Here is a 17,555-nt window from a genome sequence, read left to right as displayed (position 1 = left end):
AATCGAGTTAGTCTCAAGGCCTGAGTCAGATAACCTATTCTGCTCAGGCTTTTTTATGATGCTCCCATCTGTAATAAAAAATTACACTTTTTATTATTCACACTACCTATTTTATTTGGATGGCGTAGGGGTGAATGAAGTGATATCGGTTATCGTTTTTCTTTGACATGCGTGATTGGCCAGATATGTAACGGATCTTTATATTGTGATTATTGACTGCTGTGATGATATTTTTGCCAGTAATACTCCCTTTCTGACGGTATATTAGTGAGGTTTATATATAGCAATAATCGCTGGTTTGATGAGAAATGTATTAATTGTTATTGCTGGTTCTATTACCTATTCTAACATTGCCAAAAATGGCTATTTACCGAGCGATAATTTTATCATTAAGGATAATGTATGAAACTAAATAAATTAACAGCGGCAATACTTGCTGCTGGGATGTCATTGTCTTTTTCATCATTTGCTGCAACGTTGTCGATGAATGACGACACTAATACAATCAGCGGCCTTGATAATAGTCAGATGTTGACGAAGGATAATGGTAATACCTGGGTCGCTTATACAGACAGTAGTCAAAATAATTTTCCGGGTACGGTGACGGTAACCGTAGCGGAAAAGGATAATAACGCAATTAATTCTGTAGACTATGATCCCACTGCCACTTATGGTACGACAGGAACAATTGTTCGATATAATGGCTATTACTGGAAAAGTCAGTGGTGGGTTGATCCCGGTATGGTTCCAGGAAGTGACTCTGTATGGCTGAAGGTCGGTCCTATTCAAATACAAAATCTTGCCACGTTCAGTTTTACGCCTTATACCGGCCAGAAAGCGGCAGATCTGCAAAAACAAGGTAAAGATAAGGCTGCCGCGCAACGTAAAGTTATCGGCTATTTCCCTGAGTGGGGCGTTTATGAAGCACATAACTATTTCACGCCGGATAAAATTGACTTCAGTCAGTTAACCCACCTTAACTATGGCTTTGCGGTTATTAAGGATGGTGAAGTTATTGTCCATGATACCTATAAAGGCCCGGATCTGCTCCGTCAGCTGGACAAACTGACTGAGCAAAACAACGTCACAAATATGGTCTCCGTTGGCGGATGGAATAACTCTGAAGAAGGTGTATTCGAAGAAGCCACCAAAACGGATGACGGTATCAATAAACTGGCAGACAGCATGATTGCTTTCATGCAGGAGTGGGGGTTTGATGGTATTGATGTAGATTGGGAATACCCGGATAGCGATACTGAAAAGACCAATTTCACTAAACTTATCCAGACGCTCAGAAGTAAACTGGATACCCTTGGTTTACAGAGCGATAAGTACTTCCAACTTTCCGCAGCAGTAACAACCAACCATAATAATATTGAGTACATCAACCCAGAGGTCACCGCACCATTGCTGGATAGCGTCAATGTCATGGCATATGATATTCATGGCGCTTTTGACCCTATCACAGGCCACAATGCTCCGCTCTATGCCAACAGCCAGGATGCCGATCAGTTGCTAAATGTCGCTTCCACGATGCAGGAATACAGTTCGAAATGGCATGTGCCCAAAAGTAAGCTGATGATGGGGATCCCGTTCTACGGCCGTGGCTGGGGTAGCGTGGCGCCGACGGAAATCGTTAAAGGTCTGCCTGGTCTGTTCGCTTCAGGTTCCGCTACCGTACACGGCGCGTGGGATGATGAAGATCAGTATACTGGTACTAACCCCTACTATCTGTTAAAACAGTATTCTTCGTCTGCTGACTACACTCGCTACTGGGATCCGGAATCACAGGTTCCTTACTTGTATAATGCGAAAACGCAAGAGTTCTTGACGTATGACGATCCGGAGTCGATTCAGAAAAAAGTTGCCTACATTAACCAGCAAGGATACGGCGGAGCGATAATCTGGGATATTAGCGGTGATACTCCAGAACATGAATTGGGTGAGATTGTCGATGATATAATGGAAGTGCCTTTATCGGAATGCCGCGCGAATCTGTCAGATTTTGGCATATATCTGCGAGACGGTACGCCGATGACGGAATTCACCATCACCAAAGCGGCACATGAGGCCAGGAATATGAACTATTCTGTTTATCAGAATGGAAAATATTACGGTAAGAGCCAGCACGGCACCATTTATGATTGGGGTAAAAAAGAAATTAATGAAGAGGAAGGTACTGTTACCGCGAGCTGGGGAATGCCGCTGAAAGTTGGCGATCTAATTGAACTGAGCTGCTACAGCAATGGTGTACTCTACCCACTGGAGCAAGTAACGGTGACAGAAGAAACTCTGGCAGGTAAAAAAGATATGCGTCCGGAGATTGCCAGTGAACTGAAAGAGTTCCAGGTTGTTATTCAGGACGACAAGCCTGCGTTAAGTATGACTCTGACTACTGCCGCTCATGAGGCAAGAAATAAAAACTACTCTATTCAGTTAAATGGAAAATATATCGGCAAAAGCCAGTTTGGTTCAATCAGTGGTGGTCAGAAACGCGTTAATAAAGCGAATGACACCGTCACGGGGACCTGGGTCAAAGAATTGAAAGCGGGAGATACTGTTCGCTTGTATCGTTTCAGTAATAGTGTTGAAACGACTATTGCAGAAGTGGTACTTACAGACGATATTCTGAAGGATGGCGGTGCTCTGGTCCATTAATGATTAGTTGTTAACTCGTTGAAATAAATCCCAAACCCGATTCTGTGCAGGGGGAGGGATTTATTTCTTTTAGATGACGTTGTATTGAGAACAATAATCATTTATCCTGATGGTGTTCATGGTTGGGAGCATATATGTACATTTGTTTATGTAACGGCATCAGTGATAAAAAAATTCGTCAGGCGGTACGCCAGTTTCACCCACAGTCATTTCAGCAGTTACGCAAGTTTATTCCTGTTGGAAATCAATGTGGTAAATGTATTCGGGCCGCGCGCGAAGTGATGCAGGAAGAATTAATGCAAATGCCAGAATTTAAAGAGATCGCCTGAGTCACACTCTTTTTTTTGACATCCCGCTAGCCCCATCTACTCTCTAAGAGTGGAAGCGGAGGGACTATATAATGAAAGGTGATGTTAAGGTAATAAATTATCTCAATAAATTATTGGGAAACGAGCTTGTCGCCATCAACCAGTATTTTCTTCATGCGAGAATGTTCAAAAACTGGGGTTTCAAACGTCTGAATGACGTTGAATATCATGAATCTATCGACGAGATGAAACACGCCGATAAGTACATTGAGCGTATTCTCTTTCTTGAAGGTATTCCCAATCTCCAGGATCTGGGCAAACTTGGCATCGGTGAAGATGTTGAAGAGATGCTGCGTTCGGATCTGGCTCTTGAGCTGGAAGGTGCAAAAGACCTGCGTGAAGCAATCGCCTATGCCGACAGTGTATTTGATTACGTCAGCCGTGACATGATGATTGAAATTCTGGCGGATGAGGAAGGCCATATCGACTGGCTGGAGACCGAGCTGGATCTTATCGATAAACTGGGGATCCAGAATTATCTGCAGGCGCAAATTCGCGAAGAAGAGTAGAAGCAGAGTCGTTAATACAGGAAGGAGTTAATCCTTCCTGCTGAGTTCACCAACTTATCCAACAAAAGTAACCCCACCCACTTACGGCCAGTGCCGGACCAAAAGGAATCAGCGCGCCGCGACGTCCTTTTTTTGCCCATAACAGAAGACCATACATAATCCCTGTGATTGAAGCTGCGTAAAGAATCATTGGTATACTTTGCCAACCGCTCCAGGCCCCGGCAGCGGCCAGCATTTTGAAGTCCCCGTAGCCGATCCCCTCTTTATGCCATAACAACCTGACTAACCAGTAGATCAACCACAAAATCATATATCCCGCAACGGCTCCAATGATGGCGTCTTTGCCGGGTATAACACCGAAACTGGCGTTGAATAACAGCCCGAGCCACAGCAATGGCAGCGTGAGTTTGTCAGGCAGAAGATAATGCTGCAGGTCGATTACGCTGAGTGCGAGCGCAAACCAAAAATAGATAAAGAGCGCCAGCGCCAGCAGGATTTCGTTGGGATGTAGGGCGTAACAGAAAACGGCCATAACAGCACAGAGCGCTTCGAGCAAAGGATAGCGTTTCGAGACAGGAAGACCACAATGACGACACTTCCCCTTCAGACATAGCCAACTCAGTAGGGGAATGTTGTCATACCACGCCAGCGGGGTTTGGCAGTGGCAGCAATGCGAACCAGGCAGCCATAAATTAAAAGGGGAGAGCGCTCCGTCTGCGGGGGAGGGGGGGAGCACCATCAGAGGCAGGCGCCAGGTGAGCATTCCCATGGTGCTGCCCGCCAGTAGTCCAACGACAAGGGACAATATTGCTAACCCGTTATCCATTTTTTTTCGCTCCAATCGTCAGTCGTGTCAGCGTAATACTGTCGGCATCGTCTTTACTGGCGTGAAACTCAAGCGCCACGATGTGCAGACCATATTCGCCCTGTAACACCGCCAACCAGCGTACGAAGGTGTCCATCTTGATGGTGGAGGCGCTGATATTGAGTCCACCACCGTGAGCCGGCTGGAGTGTTGCGTTAAGTCCCGATTTTTTAAGACTGCGCTTCACCAGCGTTTCCAGGGAGTCCGATTGCGTCCGCTGTGGAAGAAGACCGGCTGCTGAAGCCTGTTTGTGAAGCCACTGTATGTCGAGCTGTAACTTTTCGTCCCGGGATTGCATTGTATCGATAGCCTGACCTAAAGGCTGCCAGGCGCCAAACCAAAAAATGGCCAACAGGCAGCATCCGAACAACGTTATAAAGATGCGTTGCTCATGCGTATTTTTATGATGAAACCAGACCTGAGCACGTTTAATCATTTCGAAGTGTCCACATTCCCTGTTCATGTTTTTCGACTTTTAATGGCAAGCCATAGATGCGCGCTTTGATGAATGCCTGTACCTGGCTTTCATCACTGGCGTAGATGAAAAGCTGCAAAGATTTACTCGCCGGATCATAGTTCAGTCCTTCCAGCGCCAATCCCGGGAATGCTGACAGCTTTGACTGCAACTGCTGCAAGAACAAATAGGGGGCGGGGATATGTTGTTGTAACTGTTTCGGCAGATAGGTTCGCAAATTGCTACTGTGTCTGTTCTCAGGAATGTATCGCTGCCACTGCTGTACCAGATCCTGACTGAGCTGCTTCTCCAGGCTATGGAGTTGCCAGTAGGTAATAGAGCGGGTAAGCAGTGCGACACCCGCAGCCAGCATGATGCTGAATAGCGCGACGCGCTTCAGGAGCGCGGTCGTGGGCGAGCGTGGAGAAGGGGCGCGAATCTTATCGTGTAGAAGATTAGGTACATTGCCGTTTGGGTAGAGAGTCAGAATATGGCGTTCAGGTTGACTCTCTGTACTGGAACAGGCCAGTGGTAACGAACCGTAGTTTACCAACTGCGGAGGGCCGAAATGCGTAAGCAGGTGGGTAAGCCACGCCTCCGTCAGGCAGGAGAGATAATTTTCCTGTGTTCTGAGCAACCACCGATCGCCCTCTCTTAATACCGTCCAGCCATTGTCGCATGCCGGCAGGCAACAGGCGTCAAACGTGACACATGTGGTGTTAATACCTGCATCGGCAAGGGTTCGGAGCTGAGACGCAAGCCAGCCGGCATCAATGCCTGCAACAGTGAGACGAGACCCCTGACGGGACAGTAATGTCCAGTGCAATGAGGGCGCCCCTTCGTCGAGCGTTTCATCAGCGAGCCAGTGAAGCTTTTGGTCAGTCAGTTCATACTCTTCATCCGGTATGACGATTGTTTTACATGTCGCCATACTGGCGGAAAGAAGCAGATGTGCGGACTGCGCCGCTGGAAGTGTACCAAGCTCCGCTAACAGTTCCATGGACAGATGCTGGATTTCACCTCCGCCACCTTCAGTATATTCCACCCATTCCACGGGGGCTGACGGCTGTTTTTGCAGGCGGATAAGCAGTTTTGGTGAGGACACTGAAACTGCTTTACTCTTCGCTGCTGCCATCCGTAAGTTGGCGTAAATAGATTTTAATTGTTTTATTTTTTTCATCATAAAAGAAAAATGTGCGCATACCGGAAGTAAGGTCACCCTCGTGGGCTGTAGATGTGGTCAAAAAAAAGGTGCTATTGGCGGTTAACTGTTTTTTAAGCGAATCCGTCAGGGGTTTGGCGGCGCTGTAATCTTGTTGTGCCTGATAGAGAAAGGCATCTACCGTTTTCCAGCCACCTTCAGGGCGTTTCTTCAGCAGTGTTTTTGCATCTGAGTCACTGAGGTTATTGAGAAATAGCGCAGCTAATAGAGGGGCCTGCTGCTCAGTAAGAGTATTAATATTTATGGCGAGTTCATTGCTGAATGTCGCGCAGATAAAAGGGGATAATTTTTGATAAATAGCGTCGGTCATTCCTTTGAGCTTGCGTATTTCGGCAGGTAAAAAGATCATCTGGCCTGCTGTAAGAAAACCCGGTTGGCTGGACTTGTAATACTCATCTTCAGCGCCTTTGACACGGGGCGTCACGTCAGCGTCAATGTAATCTGCGCCAGATTGAGCGATCTCGTCTGCGCGATACTTTTCCACGCCGATTTTTTCCAACAGGGCTGCGAACACCTCGATTTTATAGGGCAGAGTGGTCATCGGGTCCGTCGGCACATCTGCTAATGCATTCAGATTGAAGCAATGTTGTAGATCGCTGGTTTGCCAGCTTACCGTTGTGTTGTCGCGAAGTTCTGCAAACTGGGGGAGCTCATCAAATTGGCTAAGCTTATCCTTGGCATTCTGCAGCGTTTGTGCAGTGGCTTGCGCTTCGGCATACAGCAGCGCATATTTCCCCTGGATACTGTCATTTGTGCGTCGGCTGCGCTGCAACTGAGTCTGAAAGCTGATCGTCATTTCTGAAGCCAGCGCGGCCATCAGCGCCAGAATCATCAACACGATCAGTAACGCCGATCCCCTTTGATTACTCATTTAGCTGTCCCTGTAGCCGCCCCTGAAGTCGGGCTGGATTTCTGTTTCTCCGGGAACCAGCCGGGCAGAATAAAAAGACGAGTAAGAATCTCTCCGTTTTCACGCTCCAGCGTTATTTTAGCCGTTGTGGATGCACTGTCGCCCTCAGCGAGAGCCATTGTTGCGGACAGATGAGCGATGTCGGAGAGTAACGCTTGTGGCGGTGCCTCCTTTTTGCCATCGGGCGAGCGTCTCATCGCGCGGTATAACGTGCCGTTGTCCACATACCAGTGGACGGTAGTGAGAATGAAAGCGGCCTCGAAAGGCATGGCTGGGTCTCGTGTCTGGGTAGTGAAAATCGCGCCATCTTTTTCGCTGAAAAAAGGCTGATTCGTCTGACGGTTTTTTCGCGGAACGTACTGCATCAAATCGTTTTCAAACAGCAGCATCGTATGCTGAATAGCATCAAAATTATCGGCTGTCTTTTTTGCACGCTGATGCTGCTCTGAGGCCTGGGAAAAAACCATTGAGGCCAAAAAACTGAGCGTCGAGAAAATGGCAATTGCCAGCATCACTTCCAGTAACGTGAAGCCCCGCGGCATCTTACTCATTTTTTGTCTCCGTTTTCTGGCGTCCAGGAGTACAGATTAAGCGTCCGTCCGCTGGCGGAGGTTACGCTGGCTTGCTTTTGATTAATGGCTGACTGGTTTTGCAGGCTACCCGACAACTGCCAGGAGAAAGTCTCGTTCAGCAGTATTGTCTGACCTTTTCCCGAGGTGGTCTGGTCGTTAATGGTTCCAATCAAGGCGTTGTCCGCAGCCCAGAGTGCCAGAGTTTCTTGCTTCAGCGTGTCGAGAGCAGAGAGTTGCCATTGCATACTGCTAATCAGCCCTATTACAGCGGTCGCAAAGATTGCCATCGCCAGCAATACCTCAAGCAGGAGCATTCCGCTTTGTTGCTTCATTGCGCATCCTCAAGACGAGTGATATCCAGCGGTAGCGATCCGTCACACCGCAGAGTCACGAATTTTGCACCGTCTTCATCTCTGAACATCACGGTAAAAGGCGTCAGTTGACCATCGGGTAAGATCATAATTTGTGGATTTGCATTTTCTGCTGAAGGCGTTACTTCAGGTTTCGCTGGCGCAGCCCAGTCACCGTAAAGCGGTAAACTGTCGCTGTCGGCCAGCTCTTGCCAGTTCCATTTGTGGGTTGAATCCTTTTGCGGTAGGTAAAAAGCCCAGCCTTCAGTGGTCAACCGCAAACCGACCACATGCTTTTCCAGCAACGCCAGGTCTGACGCGTATTTCACCGTCTGCCTGAAGGTGTCGATCCGCTGTAGTAGCTTTCCGCCTGATCCCAGCCGGTCACTTTGCATGGCGATAATGCCCGTAGCTGAGATGGCGATAATGACCACAACCAGCATCACTTCCAGCAACGTGAATCCTTTCTGATGCGTCATGTTTATTGCGATTTTTTGTTATTATCCCAGTTGTTAATGTCATCCGCCGTTCCAGCTTCTCCATCTGGCCCTACGGAGCTGATATCAATAGCGCCATGTTCGCCGGGGCTTATCAGGATATAGTCGTTCCCCCATGGGTCTGCAGGCAGACGTCGGATGTAACCGTCAGTATTGTAATTCTCGGCCTTGGGAGAGAGCTCCGGCGCGGTGATGAGTGCTTCCAGACCTTGTTCCGTCGTGGGGTAGCGATGGTTGTCCAGCTTGTACATGTCCAGCGCATTTTCGAGCGCGACAATGTCGCTGACCGCCTTTTGTCTGTCCGCGCGATCTTTGTTGCCCATCAGATTCGGCACGACCAGGCTTGCCAGAACCCCCAAAATCACAATGACCACCATCAATTCCATGAGGGTAAAGCCACGCTCTGTGGCTCGTGTCTGTTGTTCCATAACCTTTCCTTAGTTCATTAATGAGTTAAGTTGTAAAATTGGCTGCATAACCGAGACGACAATGAACAAAACGATCATCGCCATCACAACGATCAACGCAGGTTCAAAAATTGCCAGCGTCAGTGCGATGCGGTTTTGTAGCTGGATTTCCTGATTTTCTGTTGCCCGCTGCATGAGTTCTCCAAGCTGACCGCTTTTTTCCCCGGAGGCGATCATGTAGAGCATCATCGCGGGAAAAATCTTCGTCTTCTCCAGCGACTGGCTAACGCTGTTGCCCTGGCGAACGCTCTCAGCCGCTTCACCCAGACGCTGGCGTATTTCCTGATTACTCACCCCCTCAGCGGAAAGCGACATAGCTTGTAAAAGAGGAACGCCGCTGCTGTTAAGAATGCTCAGGGCGCGTAAGTAGCGAGCGCTATTGATGGCGCATACTAAAGGCGACGTTAAGCGAAATTGAATTAACCAACGGTGAAATCGATGCCGGTTTCCCTTTTTTTTAAGCCAGAAAGAAAACAGGCATCCACCGCCAATGAGGGTGAGGAGGATCCAAGGTCCATATGCCGACAAAAAATTGCTGGTCGCGAGCAGGATCCGAGTGGTGAGCGGCAATGCGTGTTTGAGGTGGATAAACTGCGCTGCAACTTTAGGCACCACGGTGGTGAGCAAAATAATAACCACCAGAATAGCGACCGTAGTGAGCAGGGAAGGATAGATTAAAGCCTGCGTAAGCTTGCTGCGCATTCGCTGGCGCGCTTCGTTAAAATCCGCCAGTCTTTCCAGAACCGCGCCTAACTGACCCACCGTTTCGCCCGCTTTAACGAGCGTGCAAAAGACGGCATCAAACAGGCGGGGATACGCCTGCATCGCAGTTGACAGTGATTGTCCTTCAAGAATGGACTGCCGAAGAGTCGTAATCACATCGGCAAGTTTCTTATTTTCTTTTTGTTGCCGAACCACGTCGAGGGCTTCATCCAGCGGTAATGCTGCGGCGATTAGCGTTGCAATCTGACGCGTAAAAAGCGTTAATTCACTGTGACTGACTCGTGCAGGGAGGGGCTTCAGGGGGATCCCGCGTCGTTGGGGTTTTATCGTTTGCGGCAATAGGGCCTGGCTACGCAGTTGCGCCACCATGTCCCGTTCGCTTGCGGCCTCGCTAACGCCCGTAATACGATTTCCCTTCACATCTGTTGCGGTCCAGCAATATTTCATTCAGGCTGCTCCGTCGGTGTTTGCCCTTCCGATGTCACTCTTAGCACTTCCTCCAGCGATGTAATGCCTTCTGCGGCGACGCGGAGACCGTTTGCCAGCAAACTACGATGGTGACGACGCTGAATTTGCTCCAGATGCTGTTCGTTGGTCTCTGTGTGAATGGCTTCGCGCAGTTCAGGCGTAACAAGTAACAGCTCGTGAATTGCCAGTCGCCCCTGATAGCCGCTATGCCTGCATGCCTCGCAGCCCCCGGCATGCCAGACCTGAGAGGTATTGACCCCTTGAGCCAGCAGGAGTTGTTGTTGCTGGTGGGTGGCGGGGCGCGGTATTTTGCAGTGGTTACACAGTCGTCTTACCAGACGCTGGGCAATAACCCCGACAAGTGATGAAGAAAGCAGAAACGATTCCACCCCCATATCCCGCAATCGTGTTACGGCACCGCTGGCGCTGTTTGTATGGAGAGTCGAAAGAACCAGATGTCCGGTCAACGACGCCTGAACAGCAATCTGCGCTGTTTCGGCGTCGCGAATTTCACCTACCATTACGACATCAGGATCCTGACGTAAAATGGCGCGTAGCCCACGGGCAAAAGACATATCTACGCGACTATTGACCTGCGTTTGACCTATCCCTTCCAGTTCATATTCAATCGGATCTTCAACGGTGAGGACGTTACGCTCCGGGCTATTCAGTGCGGAAAGGATGGCGTATAGCGTGGTACTTTTTCCTGAACCCGTTGGGCCGGTGACCAGAATAATGCCGTGGGGGAGGGCAATCAGATCTTTCAGGCTGTGTGTGTCTTCTGCTGACATATCCAGCTTATCGATTGATAACCGCAGGCTGGTTTTATCCAGCAGACGCAAAACGACACGTTCGCCATGCTGTGAGGGGAGCGTAGAGACGCGCACATCCACATTTCTCTGGCCTATTTTTAACGTTATGCGGCCATCCTGTGGGAGGCGCTTTTCGGCAATATCCAGCTTGGCCATCACTTTGATACGTGAGATCAGCAGGGCCGCCAACTTTTTATTAGGCTGAACCACTGGACGCAGAACGCCATCGACGCGAAAGCGGATCCCCATCGTTTTCTCAAATACTTCGATATGAATATCGGATGCATGTTCCTTGATTGCTTCACTGAGTACGGCATTAATTAGTCGTATGACCGGCGCATCGGATTGTTCGTTAAGCAGATCTTCATTGGACTGGATCTCCTCAGAAAGAATGTTGAGATCATCAAGGTTATTCATATCTTCTGCGATCAACTGGGCAGTGCCGCTGTTCTGTTGATACAGGTGCTCGAGTTTTTCCTCAAACTGTTGCGTAGAGAGCCGGGTAAACCGGCTACATTCAGGCGCTGTTGCGGCTACGTCCAGCATAGATTCAAGCGAGGTATTTTCAGCATAAATCAGCTCTTCCTGCTGTACGGCAATACCGTATCGCTGTGCTTTTTTCCACGTAAAGGCTGTCATTTTGCACTGCCGTTATGGAACGGATTTTTGCTGTTTGACTTAGCTGGTGTGGCCACAGAGGAGTCAAATGCGTGGTCATCTAATGATTCAATGGCATCGACATCAATCAGGCTACCGTTTTGCTTGCTACTCCTGTTTTGTTGCATCTCCTTGAAGCCAGTATATTTATCCCTCGAAAGCGAATGATAGACTTCATCATCTCTGATGATGGTTGGTCGGATGAACACCATCAAGTTGCGTTTATTTTTTTCATTTGAGGTATAGCGAAAAAGTTGCCCAATGAGGGGGATATCACCCAGTAAGGGAACTTTCGAAACCTCTTGTTTACTTGAGTCATCCATCAATCCGCCCAATACCACGGTTTCACCGCTTTTTACCAGGACGGCGTTTTGAATAGTACGGGTATTAAATGTAGGGCCGAGAGTGGATGAGGTTGCCGTAGAGTCGACACTGGACACCTCTTGCTCAATTTCCATTAATACGGAATCGCCTTCATTGATTTGTGGCGTAACCTTTAGCTTAGTGCCGACTGTCTTACGTTCGACGGTGCTGTAAATATTATCGCCCGAGGTGGTTTGCGACCCGGAAAGCACCGGAACGTCTTGCCCGGCGTTGAAAGATGCCTCTTTGTTATCGAGTGTCACGATACTCGGAGTAGAAAGAATATCATTCTTGCTATTGCTACTCAGCGCGGTAAGGAGAACCCCCCAGTCGCCGTTGAAGAATCCTGCGGCAAGACCATTGAAGTTACTGAACAAATCATATGCAGGGTTATCGCTGGTGGTACCGCCCTGTCTCTTGAATTCTTGAACCCCTTGTGCGGCATTGAAAATGGGAAGATTGGTCTTGGTAAACTGCTGCACGCCGACGTTTTTGTTGGCCCACTGGACCCCAAGATTAATGCCTTTACCATCCTGAACTTCCACGATGATAGCTTCGACCAGAACCTGGGCGCGGCGAATGTCCAGTTTGGCGATGACATCTTCTAACTGCTGGAGGATACTTTGGTCTGCGGTAATAACCAGCGAGTTGGTTTGTTCATCTGCCGTGATGGATATATCGTTATTGCTGCTGCTGGCAGATGATTTTGAAGCGCTGCTTTTTTCATCCTTCATCTTTTGCGTGACGCCGGTTAAAACTTCAACCAGTTTATCTGCTTTGGCATATTTCAAATACCAGACACGGGTGTTGCCTTCACCTTGATCTTGCGTATCCAACCGGGAAATAAGTTGTGCCATGCGCGCCCGGGCACGATCGGAACCGCTGACAATTAACGCATTACTACGTTTATCTGCAACGATGCGCGTCTGAAGTGTGGCCGGTTTAGCCTCTTTGCCATTTTCTCGCGCCAGGTCATTGAGGACGTCGGCCAGGTCGGTCGCTGAGGCATACTTCAGTGTGAAAACCTGTTCTTTGGCATCACCCATCACATCGACACGTTTAACCACCTCCAACAGACGATTGACGGTTGAGGCTTTGCCGGTGATGATCAATGCATTTGATGGTTCGTAATGCACAACATTACCGACCTTACCGCCATCAAGCATTTGTCGAAGCAAGGGGGACAATACGCGAGCAGGAACGTTTTCCAGTGACACAATACGCGTCACCAGTTCATCTCCTTTGCCGGGTTTCGTCCCGCTAATGAGTCTTCCTGGCATTGTTTTGACTTGCTCTGAACGCACTACCTTAAGTAACCCATTATCAAGAGTAATAATTGAGAAACCGTAGAGATCCAGTACGCTCAGGAAAAACTGATAATATTCATCCTCATTGAAGGTATCATTGCTTCTGACAGATATTGAAGCCTTAACATCGGGATCAATCAGAATGGTTTTACCCATATTTTGGCCGACAATATTGACAAATGTCTGAATGTCCGCATTGTCAAAGTTAGCGGTATAATCGACTGCGAATGCAGTGCGGCAGGAGGCTGCGAGTAAAAGTATCAACGACCAACTTTTCAGTCGCCGATGTAAAACAGTTCTCTCCATTTAGTCTTCCTTTCCATCCTGGAATTGTTGAACTGAAACATTAATTAACCGTGGCGAAGCATTACGTAAGACGGTGAACTGAGCCATTTTAAGGTGCTTAAGCGCATTTTGTGCTTTGCCTAAATTTGCCTGTTGAGTCAACTTGATATTATTTAGCTGAATGGCTATATCCCCAGGTTCGAGGGAAGAATGCTTAAAAAACTGAACCTGTTTTCGTGGTAGAAGGCGTAAACCACGTAAAGTGTTCTTATCCACTACAGGACTGGCATCAATGAAATCAGCCAGCGTTACCGCTTGTTGCTCTTGCTGGGATGCTACCGCCCCCTGAGACCTGGACAGTTGTGCCAGTTCAGCAAGCAATGTCAGTTGCAGTGTTTGCTCACCAGAAGAAAACATTATCTGATTCTTTGTAATACCCGTAACACGTATTTTGCTGGAGGACTTCAGATAATCATTAATGGCATAAACATTCTGCTCACCATTTTCCTGCAAGATTGCGCGGGAAATGGATTTATTTGAACTATGAATAATTCCGCTGACAACGACCCCGGACAGCAATGCCTCTTGCGCATGCGATTGTTGATGGGGGGAAACATTCATATCTGCATCTAAGGGCACGGATGATAAATGCCATTTTTGTTTTCTGTTTGAGATATTCTCCTGATGAATTTGACTTGATGCTGTCCGCAATGTTTTGTTTTCAAACCACTGTTCATATCCTTTATGTATACAAGCAAAAATACATATAACGCTTGCAAATATCACTATGAGGTAGGCGCCATGATAAAATAGCGTGCTTTTGAATACGTGGCGGATAGTTTTCATAAAATTATGATTAAGAATAACTAACAAGTTAATCTGTTTCTTGTTAATGATAACGATAATATATTTATCCTGCTGCCAGGCGACAAGCGTTTTGGCTCCCACGTTCCTACTTTAGGAAATAATAAATTTTATGGAAAATATGAATGTTCATGGATGAGTTCATTTCTGTTTTGACCTCCCGCCAGCAACTGTTGCGGGATAATATCCTTTCCGCGTTTTTGAACGAACAATGGCTGGTATTACATGGGGCAAAAGGCACCGGAAAAAGCACGCTTGCACGCAGTGTAGAAGCGTTATGGCCACATCGGGTGCTAACTCTGGCACCTGTAAATAGAAAAGGTTATAGGTGGGAATGGCAGGTTATCGCAGATACGCAAAAGGTGGGATGTTTAACCGGACGGTCATTTTCTGGCGAGACGATCTGGAGCGAATTACTTGGTCTGATAACCGTTAAGGCATGCGATAAGCCTTTGTTTATTTTGGAAGACGGACATCAGGTCACCACCGGTATTACTGCAACGGTTAAGGCGTTTATCGCCATAATGCCGAAGGCCCGGCTGCTAGTAACCGGTAGATACAGTCTGAGACAGCAGCGCCAGTTGCGTACGATGCATCCGCTCTGGTTCGACGTACCCATCCCGGATATTGAGGATTACCGTAGGGTAATCGCACCCTGTATCGAAACGGAACAGGAGGGCCAAGATGCCCTTCCTGAGACATTTATCCGACATATCAAGAAACGTTGCCGCGGTAATCTGCATCTGGCGGCGCGTGTCGGGTGGAATCTTACGCGTAATAAAACGAAACAGGGTGAACAACAAACCAGCATCACGCCGCTTCAGCAACGTGAAGCGCTGCGTTGTCTGCCTGCGCCTCGTCGAACCGGGGGGACGTGTCTGGCAGTGGTTGTCGTCGCGGCGCTATGTGGTAGCGCTGGCTGGCACTTCAGTCCATTGCTTGACAGATGGTTGCCGCCCATAGCCAGCATATGGCCTGCAGGACAGCCATCGGCTGCATCACTTTCTTCCACAACGCTGACGTCAACGATTATGTCAACTAATGAGTCGCTCGCGCGGCTTTACAGCGTCTGGGGATATGAAGTCAATAAAGGGGAAGCATGGTGCGATCAGGCGTACCGGGCGGGTTTGGTTTGCCTGTCGGGCACTGATACGCTGGAATCGCTTCTGGCCCAGCAACTCCCCTGGATAGCAACGCTAAAGGTAGATAATAGCCTTATACCTGTTGTCGTGATTGGAGAAAGCAACCAGACCATCACTGCCCAGTCGGGCGCTGGTACATGGATTATGGATAAAGCCTGGTTCAGTGAAGTGTGGCAAGGGAATTACACGCTAATGTGGAAACCTTCACCAGACGGTAATGTGAGCATCATGAAGAAAAGCAGCGTCGAAGACATTCTCTGGCTGGATATGATGCTGAGTCGCGTGTTGAATGTTGAGGCTGAGAGCACGGGAGAGTGGAGCCCTCTTTTATCGGAAAAAGTCCGCCAGTTTCAAATGCAAAATAAGATTAAGGCTGACGGTATGGTAGGGCGGCTTACTCTTATTCGTCTATGGCAGGCGCTGGATGAAAGCCCAAAACTGATGCATGACGGAGGGAAAGCATGAAAACGGATCATGAATATTATTGTAGCGAAAACCTACGTTTTGACCGTCCAGATATGCCGCTTACGTTATGGCGGGGCGCGCGTATCGCGCTTTCATGGCTGGGGTTGAGCATTGGCATGGTAATCATAGGCTACTATACGCATAGCGCGTTTATTCAGCATACCGCGACGCCGGCCGTGCCGCCGAACTTTCGTCTGTCTGACGCGCACTATATATATAAGCAGCAGCCGCTGCCGGAACCGGAAGAGACCGTTGAAGAAGAAGGCGCGGATGATATGCGCAGCGAAGAACCGTCATCGCCTGACGAGTCTGTTCAAAACGGGGATCTCAAAGCGCGAGTGAAGCAGGCCATAGCGGAAATTGACCAGCAATAACGTCGTCCTGCGAAAGGTTGGTTATTATCGATACAACTTCACTTGCATTAAGCCCGCAGATACGTATAATGCGCGGGCTTGTCTTAATTGACGGCTGGTTCGATATGAGCCACTGATAGTCGATTTGACTATCTGACAATGTTCCCAATCGGGGAACTCTGTAAGAACGGTTACACTCTCCCATCAATCGTAATGGGTTTGAGGAGTAACTATTTCGTCTATAAAATAATTGGAGCTCTGGTCTCATGCAGAACCAAAGAATCCGTATCCGTTTGAAAGCGTTTGATCATCGTCTGATCGATCAATCAACCGCGGAAATCGTCGAGACTGCCAAGCGCACTGGTGCGCAGGTTCGTGGTCCGATCCCGCTGCCGACCCGCAAAGAGCGTTTCACCGTTCTGATCTCTCCGCACGTTAACAAAGACGCGCGTGATCAGTACGAGATCCGTACTCACAAGCGTCTGGTTGACATCGTTGAGCCAACTGAAAAAACCGTTGATGCTCTGATGCGTCTGGACCTGGCTGCCGGTGTAGACGTGCAGATCAGCCTGGGTTAATCAGGTCATCGAGCGATTGAGAGGTTGATACAATGATTGGTTTAGTCGGTAAAAAAGTGGGTATGACCCGCATCTTCACTGAAGATGGCGTCTCTATCCCAGTAACCGTTATCGAAGTTGAAGCAAACCGCGTTACTCAGGTTAAAGATCTGGCTAACGACGGCTACCGCGCTGTTCAGGTTACCACCGGTGCTAAAAAAGCTAACCGTGTAACTAAGCCGGAAGCTGGCCACTTTGCTAAAGCTGGCGTAGAAGCTGGCCGCGGCCTGTGGGAGTTCCGTCTGGCAGATGGTGAAGAATACACCGTTGGTCAGAACATTAGCGTTGAACTGTTTGCTGACGTTAAAAAAGTTGACGTAACCGGTACCTCTAAAGGTAAAGGTTTCGCTGGTACCGTTAAGCGCTGGAACTTCCGTACCCAGGACGCTACTCACGGTAACTCCTTGTCTCACCGCGTTCCGGGTTCTATCGGTCAGAACCAGACTCCGGGCAAAGTGTTCAAAGGCAAGAAAATGGCAGGTCAGCTGGGCAACGAACGTGTAACCGTTCAGAGCCTGGACGTAGTACGTGTTGACGCTGAGCGCAACCTGCTGCTGGTTAAAGGTGGTGTTCCGGGTGCGACCGGTTGCGACCTGATCGTTAAACCAGCTGTGAAGGCGTAAGGGG

At 48.6% G+C, this 17,555-nt stretch carries 19 protein-coding genes; 7 read left to right on the top strand and 12 right to left on the bottom strand.

Annotation, left to right across the window (positions count from 1 at the left end):
* Positions 1 to 402: 402 nt before the first annotated feature.
* The 3 genes from FOB24_RS23110 to bfr all read left to right on the top strand — a co-directional run bounded on the left by FOB24_RS23110 (position 403) and on the right by bfr (position 3,535).
* Positions 403 to 2,658, top strand: a complete 2,256-nt coding sequence (locus tag FOB24_RS23110; protein WP_150345496.1) for a glycosyl hydrolase family 18 protein — start codon at positions 403 to 405, stop codon at positions 2,656 to 2,658.
* A 134-nt stretch (positions 2,659 to 2,792) separates the two neighbouring features.
* Entirely contained in the window at positions 2,793 to 2,987 is a 195-nt protein-coding gene (bfd, locus tag FOB24_RS23105) for a bacterioferritin-associated ferredoxin (protein ID WP_038634750.1), read from the top strand.
* Positions 2,988 to 3,058: 71 nt separating this feature from the next.
* Positions 3,059 to 3,535 (top strand): bacterioferritin, encoded by a 477-nt coding sequence (gene bfr, locus FOB24_RS23100; protein WP_038634748.1) that lies wholly within the window; start codon positions 3,059 to 3,061, stop codon positions 3,533 to 3,535.
* Between the two features lie 46 nt (positions 3,536 to 3,581).
* On the opposite strand, the gene FOB24_RS24605 is transcribed toward bfr, so the two are convergent.
* From FOB24_RS24605 to gspC, 12 genes are read right to left on the bottom strand one after another with little or no spacing between them, the layout of a single operon-like run.
* Positions 3,582 to 4,361 carry a prepilin peptidase gene (locus FOB24_RS24605; RefSeq protein ID WP_137351493.1) on the bottom strand — a complete coding sequence of 260 codons (780 nt, stop codon included), beginning with the start codon at positions 4,359 to 4,361 and terminating at the stop codon, positions 3,582 to 3,584.
* Entirely contained in the window at positions 4,354 to 4,836 is a 483-nt protein-coding gene (gene gspM, locus FOB24_RS23090) for a type II secretion system protein GspM (RefSeq protein ID WP_161668184.1), read from the bottom strand. Before gspM ends, FOB24_RS24605 begins: the two co-directional genes overlap by 8 nt.
* Positions 4,829 to 5,959 carry a type II secretion system protein GspL gene (gene gspL, locus FOB24_RS23085; protein ID WP_170973711.1) on the bottom strand — a complete coding sequence of 377 codons (1,131 nt, stop codon included), beginning with the start codon at positions 5,957 to 5,959 and terminating at the stop codon, positions 4,829 to 4,831. Before gspL ends, gspM begins: the two co-directional genes overlap by 8 nt.
* Positions 5,960 to 5,969: 10 nt before the next feature.
* A complete protein-coding gene (gene gspK, locus FOB24_RS23080; protein WP_069325304.1) occupies positions 5,970 to 6,947 on the bottom strand; it encodes a type II secretion system minor pseudopilin GspK in 978 nt (325 codons plus the stop codon).
* Positions 6,944 to 7,537 carry a PulJ/GspJ family protein gene (locus tag FOB24_RS23075; RefSeq protein WP_051594490.1) on the bottom strand — a complete coding sequence of 198 codons (594 nt, stop codon included), beginning with the start codon at positions 7,535 to 7,537 and terminating at the stop codon, positions 6,944 to 6,946. Before FOB24_RS23075 ends, gspK begins: the two co-directional genes overlap by 4 nt.
* Positions 7,534 to 7,890 carry a type II secretion system minor pseudopilin GspI gene (gene gspI, locus FOB24_RS23070; protein ID WP_038634734.1) on the bottom strand — a complete coding sequence of 119 codons (357 nt, stop codon included), beginning with the start codon at positions 7,888 to 7,890 and terminating at the stop codon, positions 7,534 to 7,536. The genes FOB24_RS23075 and gspI overlap by 4 nt, the downstream gene beginning before the upstream one ends.
* Positions 7,887 to 8,387: a type II secretion system minor pseudopilin GspH gene (gene gspH, locus FOB24_RS23065; protein ID WP_137347746.1), complete on the bottom strand. Its 501-nt coding sequence runs from the start codon at positions 8,385 to 8,387 to the stop codon at positions 7,887 to 7,889. The genes gspI and gspH overlap by 4 nt, the downstream gene beginning before the upstream one ends.
* Before the next feature lie 2 nt (positions 8,388 to 8,389).
* On the bottom strand, positions 8,390 to 8,833 hold the full coding sequence (gene gspG / locus FOB24_RS23060) for a type II secretion system major pseudopilin GspG (RefSeq protein ID WP_038634727.1): 444 nt from the start codon (positions 8,831 to 8,833) through the stop codon (positions 8,390 to 8,392).
* A gap of 9 nt (positions 8,834 to 8,842) precedes the next feature.
* Positions 8,843 to 10,042: a type II secretion system inner membrane protein GspF gene (gene gspF / locus FOB24_RS23055; RefSeq protein WP_150345495.1), complete on the bottom strand. Its 1,200-nt coding sequence runs from the start codon at positions 10,040 to 10,042 to the stop codon at positions 8,843 to 8,845.
* Positions 10,039 to 11,514, bottom strand: a complete 1,476-nt coding sequence (gene gspE / locus FOB24_RS23050) for a type II secretion system ATPase GspE (RefSeq protein ID WP_150345494.1) — start codon at positions 11,512 to 11,514, stop codon at positions 10,039 to 10,041. The genes gspF and gspE overlap by 4 nt, the downstream gene beginning before the upstream one ends.
* A complete protein-coding gene (gene gspD / locus FOB24_RS23045) occupies positions 11,511 to 13,508 on the bottom strand; it encodes a type II secretion system secretin GspD (RefSeq protein WP_085049672.1) in 1,998 nt (665 codons plus the stop codon). Before gspD ends, gspE begins: the two co-directional genes overlap by 4 nt.
* Positions 13,509 to 14,435, bottom strand: a complete 927-nt coding sequence (gene gspC, locus FOB24_RS23040) for a type II secretion system protein GspC (protein WP_087856962.1) — start codon at positions 14,433 to 14,435, stop codon at positions 13,509 to 13,511.
* A gap of 41 nt (positions 14,436 to 14,476) precedes the next feature.
* Here gspC and FOB24_RS23035 point away from each other — a divergent pair, with 41 nt between their 5' ends.
* The 4 genes from FOB24_RS23035 to rplC all read left to right on the top strand — a co-directional run bounded on the left by FOB24_RS23035 (position 14,477) and on the right by rplC (position 17,551).
* Positions 14,477 to 15,958, top strand: a complete 1,482-nt coding sequence (locus FOB24_RS23035; protein ID WP_150345493.1) for a peptidoglycan-binding domain-containing protein — start codon at positions 14,477 to 14,479, stop codon at positions 15,956 to 15,958.
* Positions 15,955 to 16,332: a hypothetical protein gene (locus FOB24_RS23030; RefSeq protein ID WP_087856964.1), complete on the top strand. Its 378-nt coding sequence runs from the start codon at positions 15,955 to 15,957 to the stop codon at positions 16,330 to 16,332. Before FOB24_RS23035 ends, FOB24_RS23030 begins: the two co-directional genes overlap by 4 nt.
* A gap of 245 nt (positions 16,333 to 16,577) precedes the next feature.
* Positions 16,578 to 16,889, top strand: a complete 312-nt coding sequence (rpsJ, locus tag FOB24_RS23025; protein WP_001181005.1) for a 30S ribosomal protein S10 — start codon at positions 16,578 to 16,580, stop codon at positions 16,887 to 16,889.
* A 32-nt stretch (positions 16,890 to 16,921) separates the two neighbouring features.
* Entirely contained in the window at positions 16,922 to 17,551 is a 630-nt protein-coding gene (rplC, locus tag FOB24_RS23020) for a 50S ribosomal protein L3 (protein WP_003031117.1), read from the top strand.
* Positions 17,552 to 17,555: the final 4 nt, after the last annotated feature.

The sequence above is a fragment of the Citrobacter werkmanii genome, from assembly GCF_008693645.1.
In the GTDB taxonomy this organism is placed as follows: Bacteria; Pseudomonadota; Gammaproteobacteria; order Enterobacterales; family Enterobacteriaceae; genus Citrobacter; species Citrobacter werkmanii.
This window is presented reverse-complemented; position numbering and strand designations above follow the sequence as displayed.

Excerpts from the sequence above, each read along its gene's own strand:
- FOB24_RS23110 (WP_150345496.1), top strand. The coding sequence starts at position 403 with ATGAAACTAAATAAATTAACAGCGGCAATACTTGCTGCTGGGATGTCA.
- bfd (WP_038634750.1), top strand. The coding sequence starts at position 2,793 with ATGTACATTTGTTTATGTAACGGCATCAGTGATAAAAAAATTCGTCAG.
- bfr (WP_038634748.1), top strand. The coding sequence starts at position 3,059 with ATGAAAGGTGATGTTAAGGTAATAAATTATCTCAATAAATTATTGGGA.
- FOB24_RS24605 (WP_137351493.1), bottom strand. The coding sequence starts at position 4,361 with ATGGATAACGGGTTAGCAATATTGTCCCTTGTCGTTGGACTACTGGCG.
- gspM (WP_161668184.1), bottom strand. The coding sequence starts at position 4,836 with ATGATTAAACGTGCTCAGGTCTGGTTTCATCATAAAAATACGCATGAG.
- gspK (WP_069325304.1), bottom strand. The coding sequence starts at position 6,947 with ATGAGTAATCAAAGGGGATCGGCGTTACTGATCGTGTTGATGATTCTG.
- FOB24_RS23075 (WP_051594490.1), bottom strand. The coding sequence starts at position 7,537 with ATGAGTAAGATGCCGCGGGGCTTCACGTTACTGGAAGTGATGCTGGCA.
- gspI (WP_038634734.1), bottom strand. The coding sequence starts at position 7,890 with ATGAAGCAACAAAGCGGAATGCTCCTGCTTGAGGTATTGCTGGCGATG.
- gspH (WP_137347746.1), bottom strand. The coding sequence starts at position 8,387 with ATGACGCATCAGAAAGGATTCACGTTGCTGGAAGTGATGCTGGTTGTG.
- gspG (WP_038634727.1), bottom strand. The coding sequence starts at position 8,833 with ATGGAACAACAGACACGAGCCACAGAGCGTGGCTTTACCCTCATGGAA.
- gspF (WP_150345495.1), bottom strand. The coding sequence starts at position 10,042 with ATGAAATATTGCTGGACCGCAACAGATGTGAAGGGAAATCGTATTACG.
- gspE (WP_150345494.1), bottom strand. The coding sequence starts at position 11,514 with ATGACAGCCTTTACGTGGAAAAAAGCACAGCGATACGGTATTGCCGTA.
- gspD (WP_085049672.1), bottom strand. The coding sequence starts at position 13,508 with ATGGAGAGAACTGTTTTACATCGGCGACTGAAAAGTTGGTCGTTGATA.
- FOB24_RS23035 (WP_150345493.1), top strand. The coding sequence starts at position 14,477 with ATGTTCATGGATGAGTTCATTTCTGTTTTGACCTCCCGCCAGCAACTG.
- FOB24_RS23030 (WP_087856964.1), top strand. The coding sequence starts at position 15,955 with ATGAAAACGGATCATGAATATTATTGTAGCGAAAACCTACGTTTTGAC.
- rpsJ (WP_001181005.1), top strand. The coding sequence starts at position 16,578 with ATGCAGAACCAAAGAATCCGTATCCGTTTGAAAGCGTTTGATCATCGT.
- rplC (WP_003031117.1), top strand. The coding sequence starts at position 16,922 with ATGATTGGTTTAGTCGGTAAAAAAGTGGGTATGACCCGCATCTTCACT.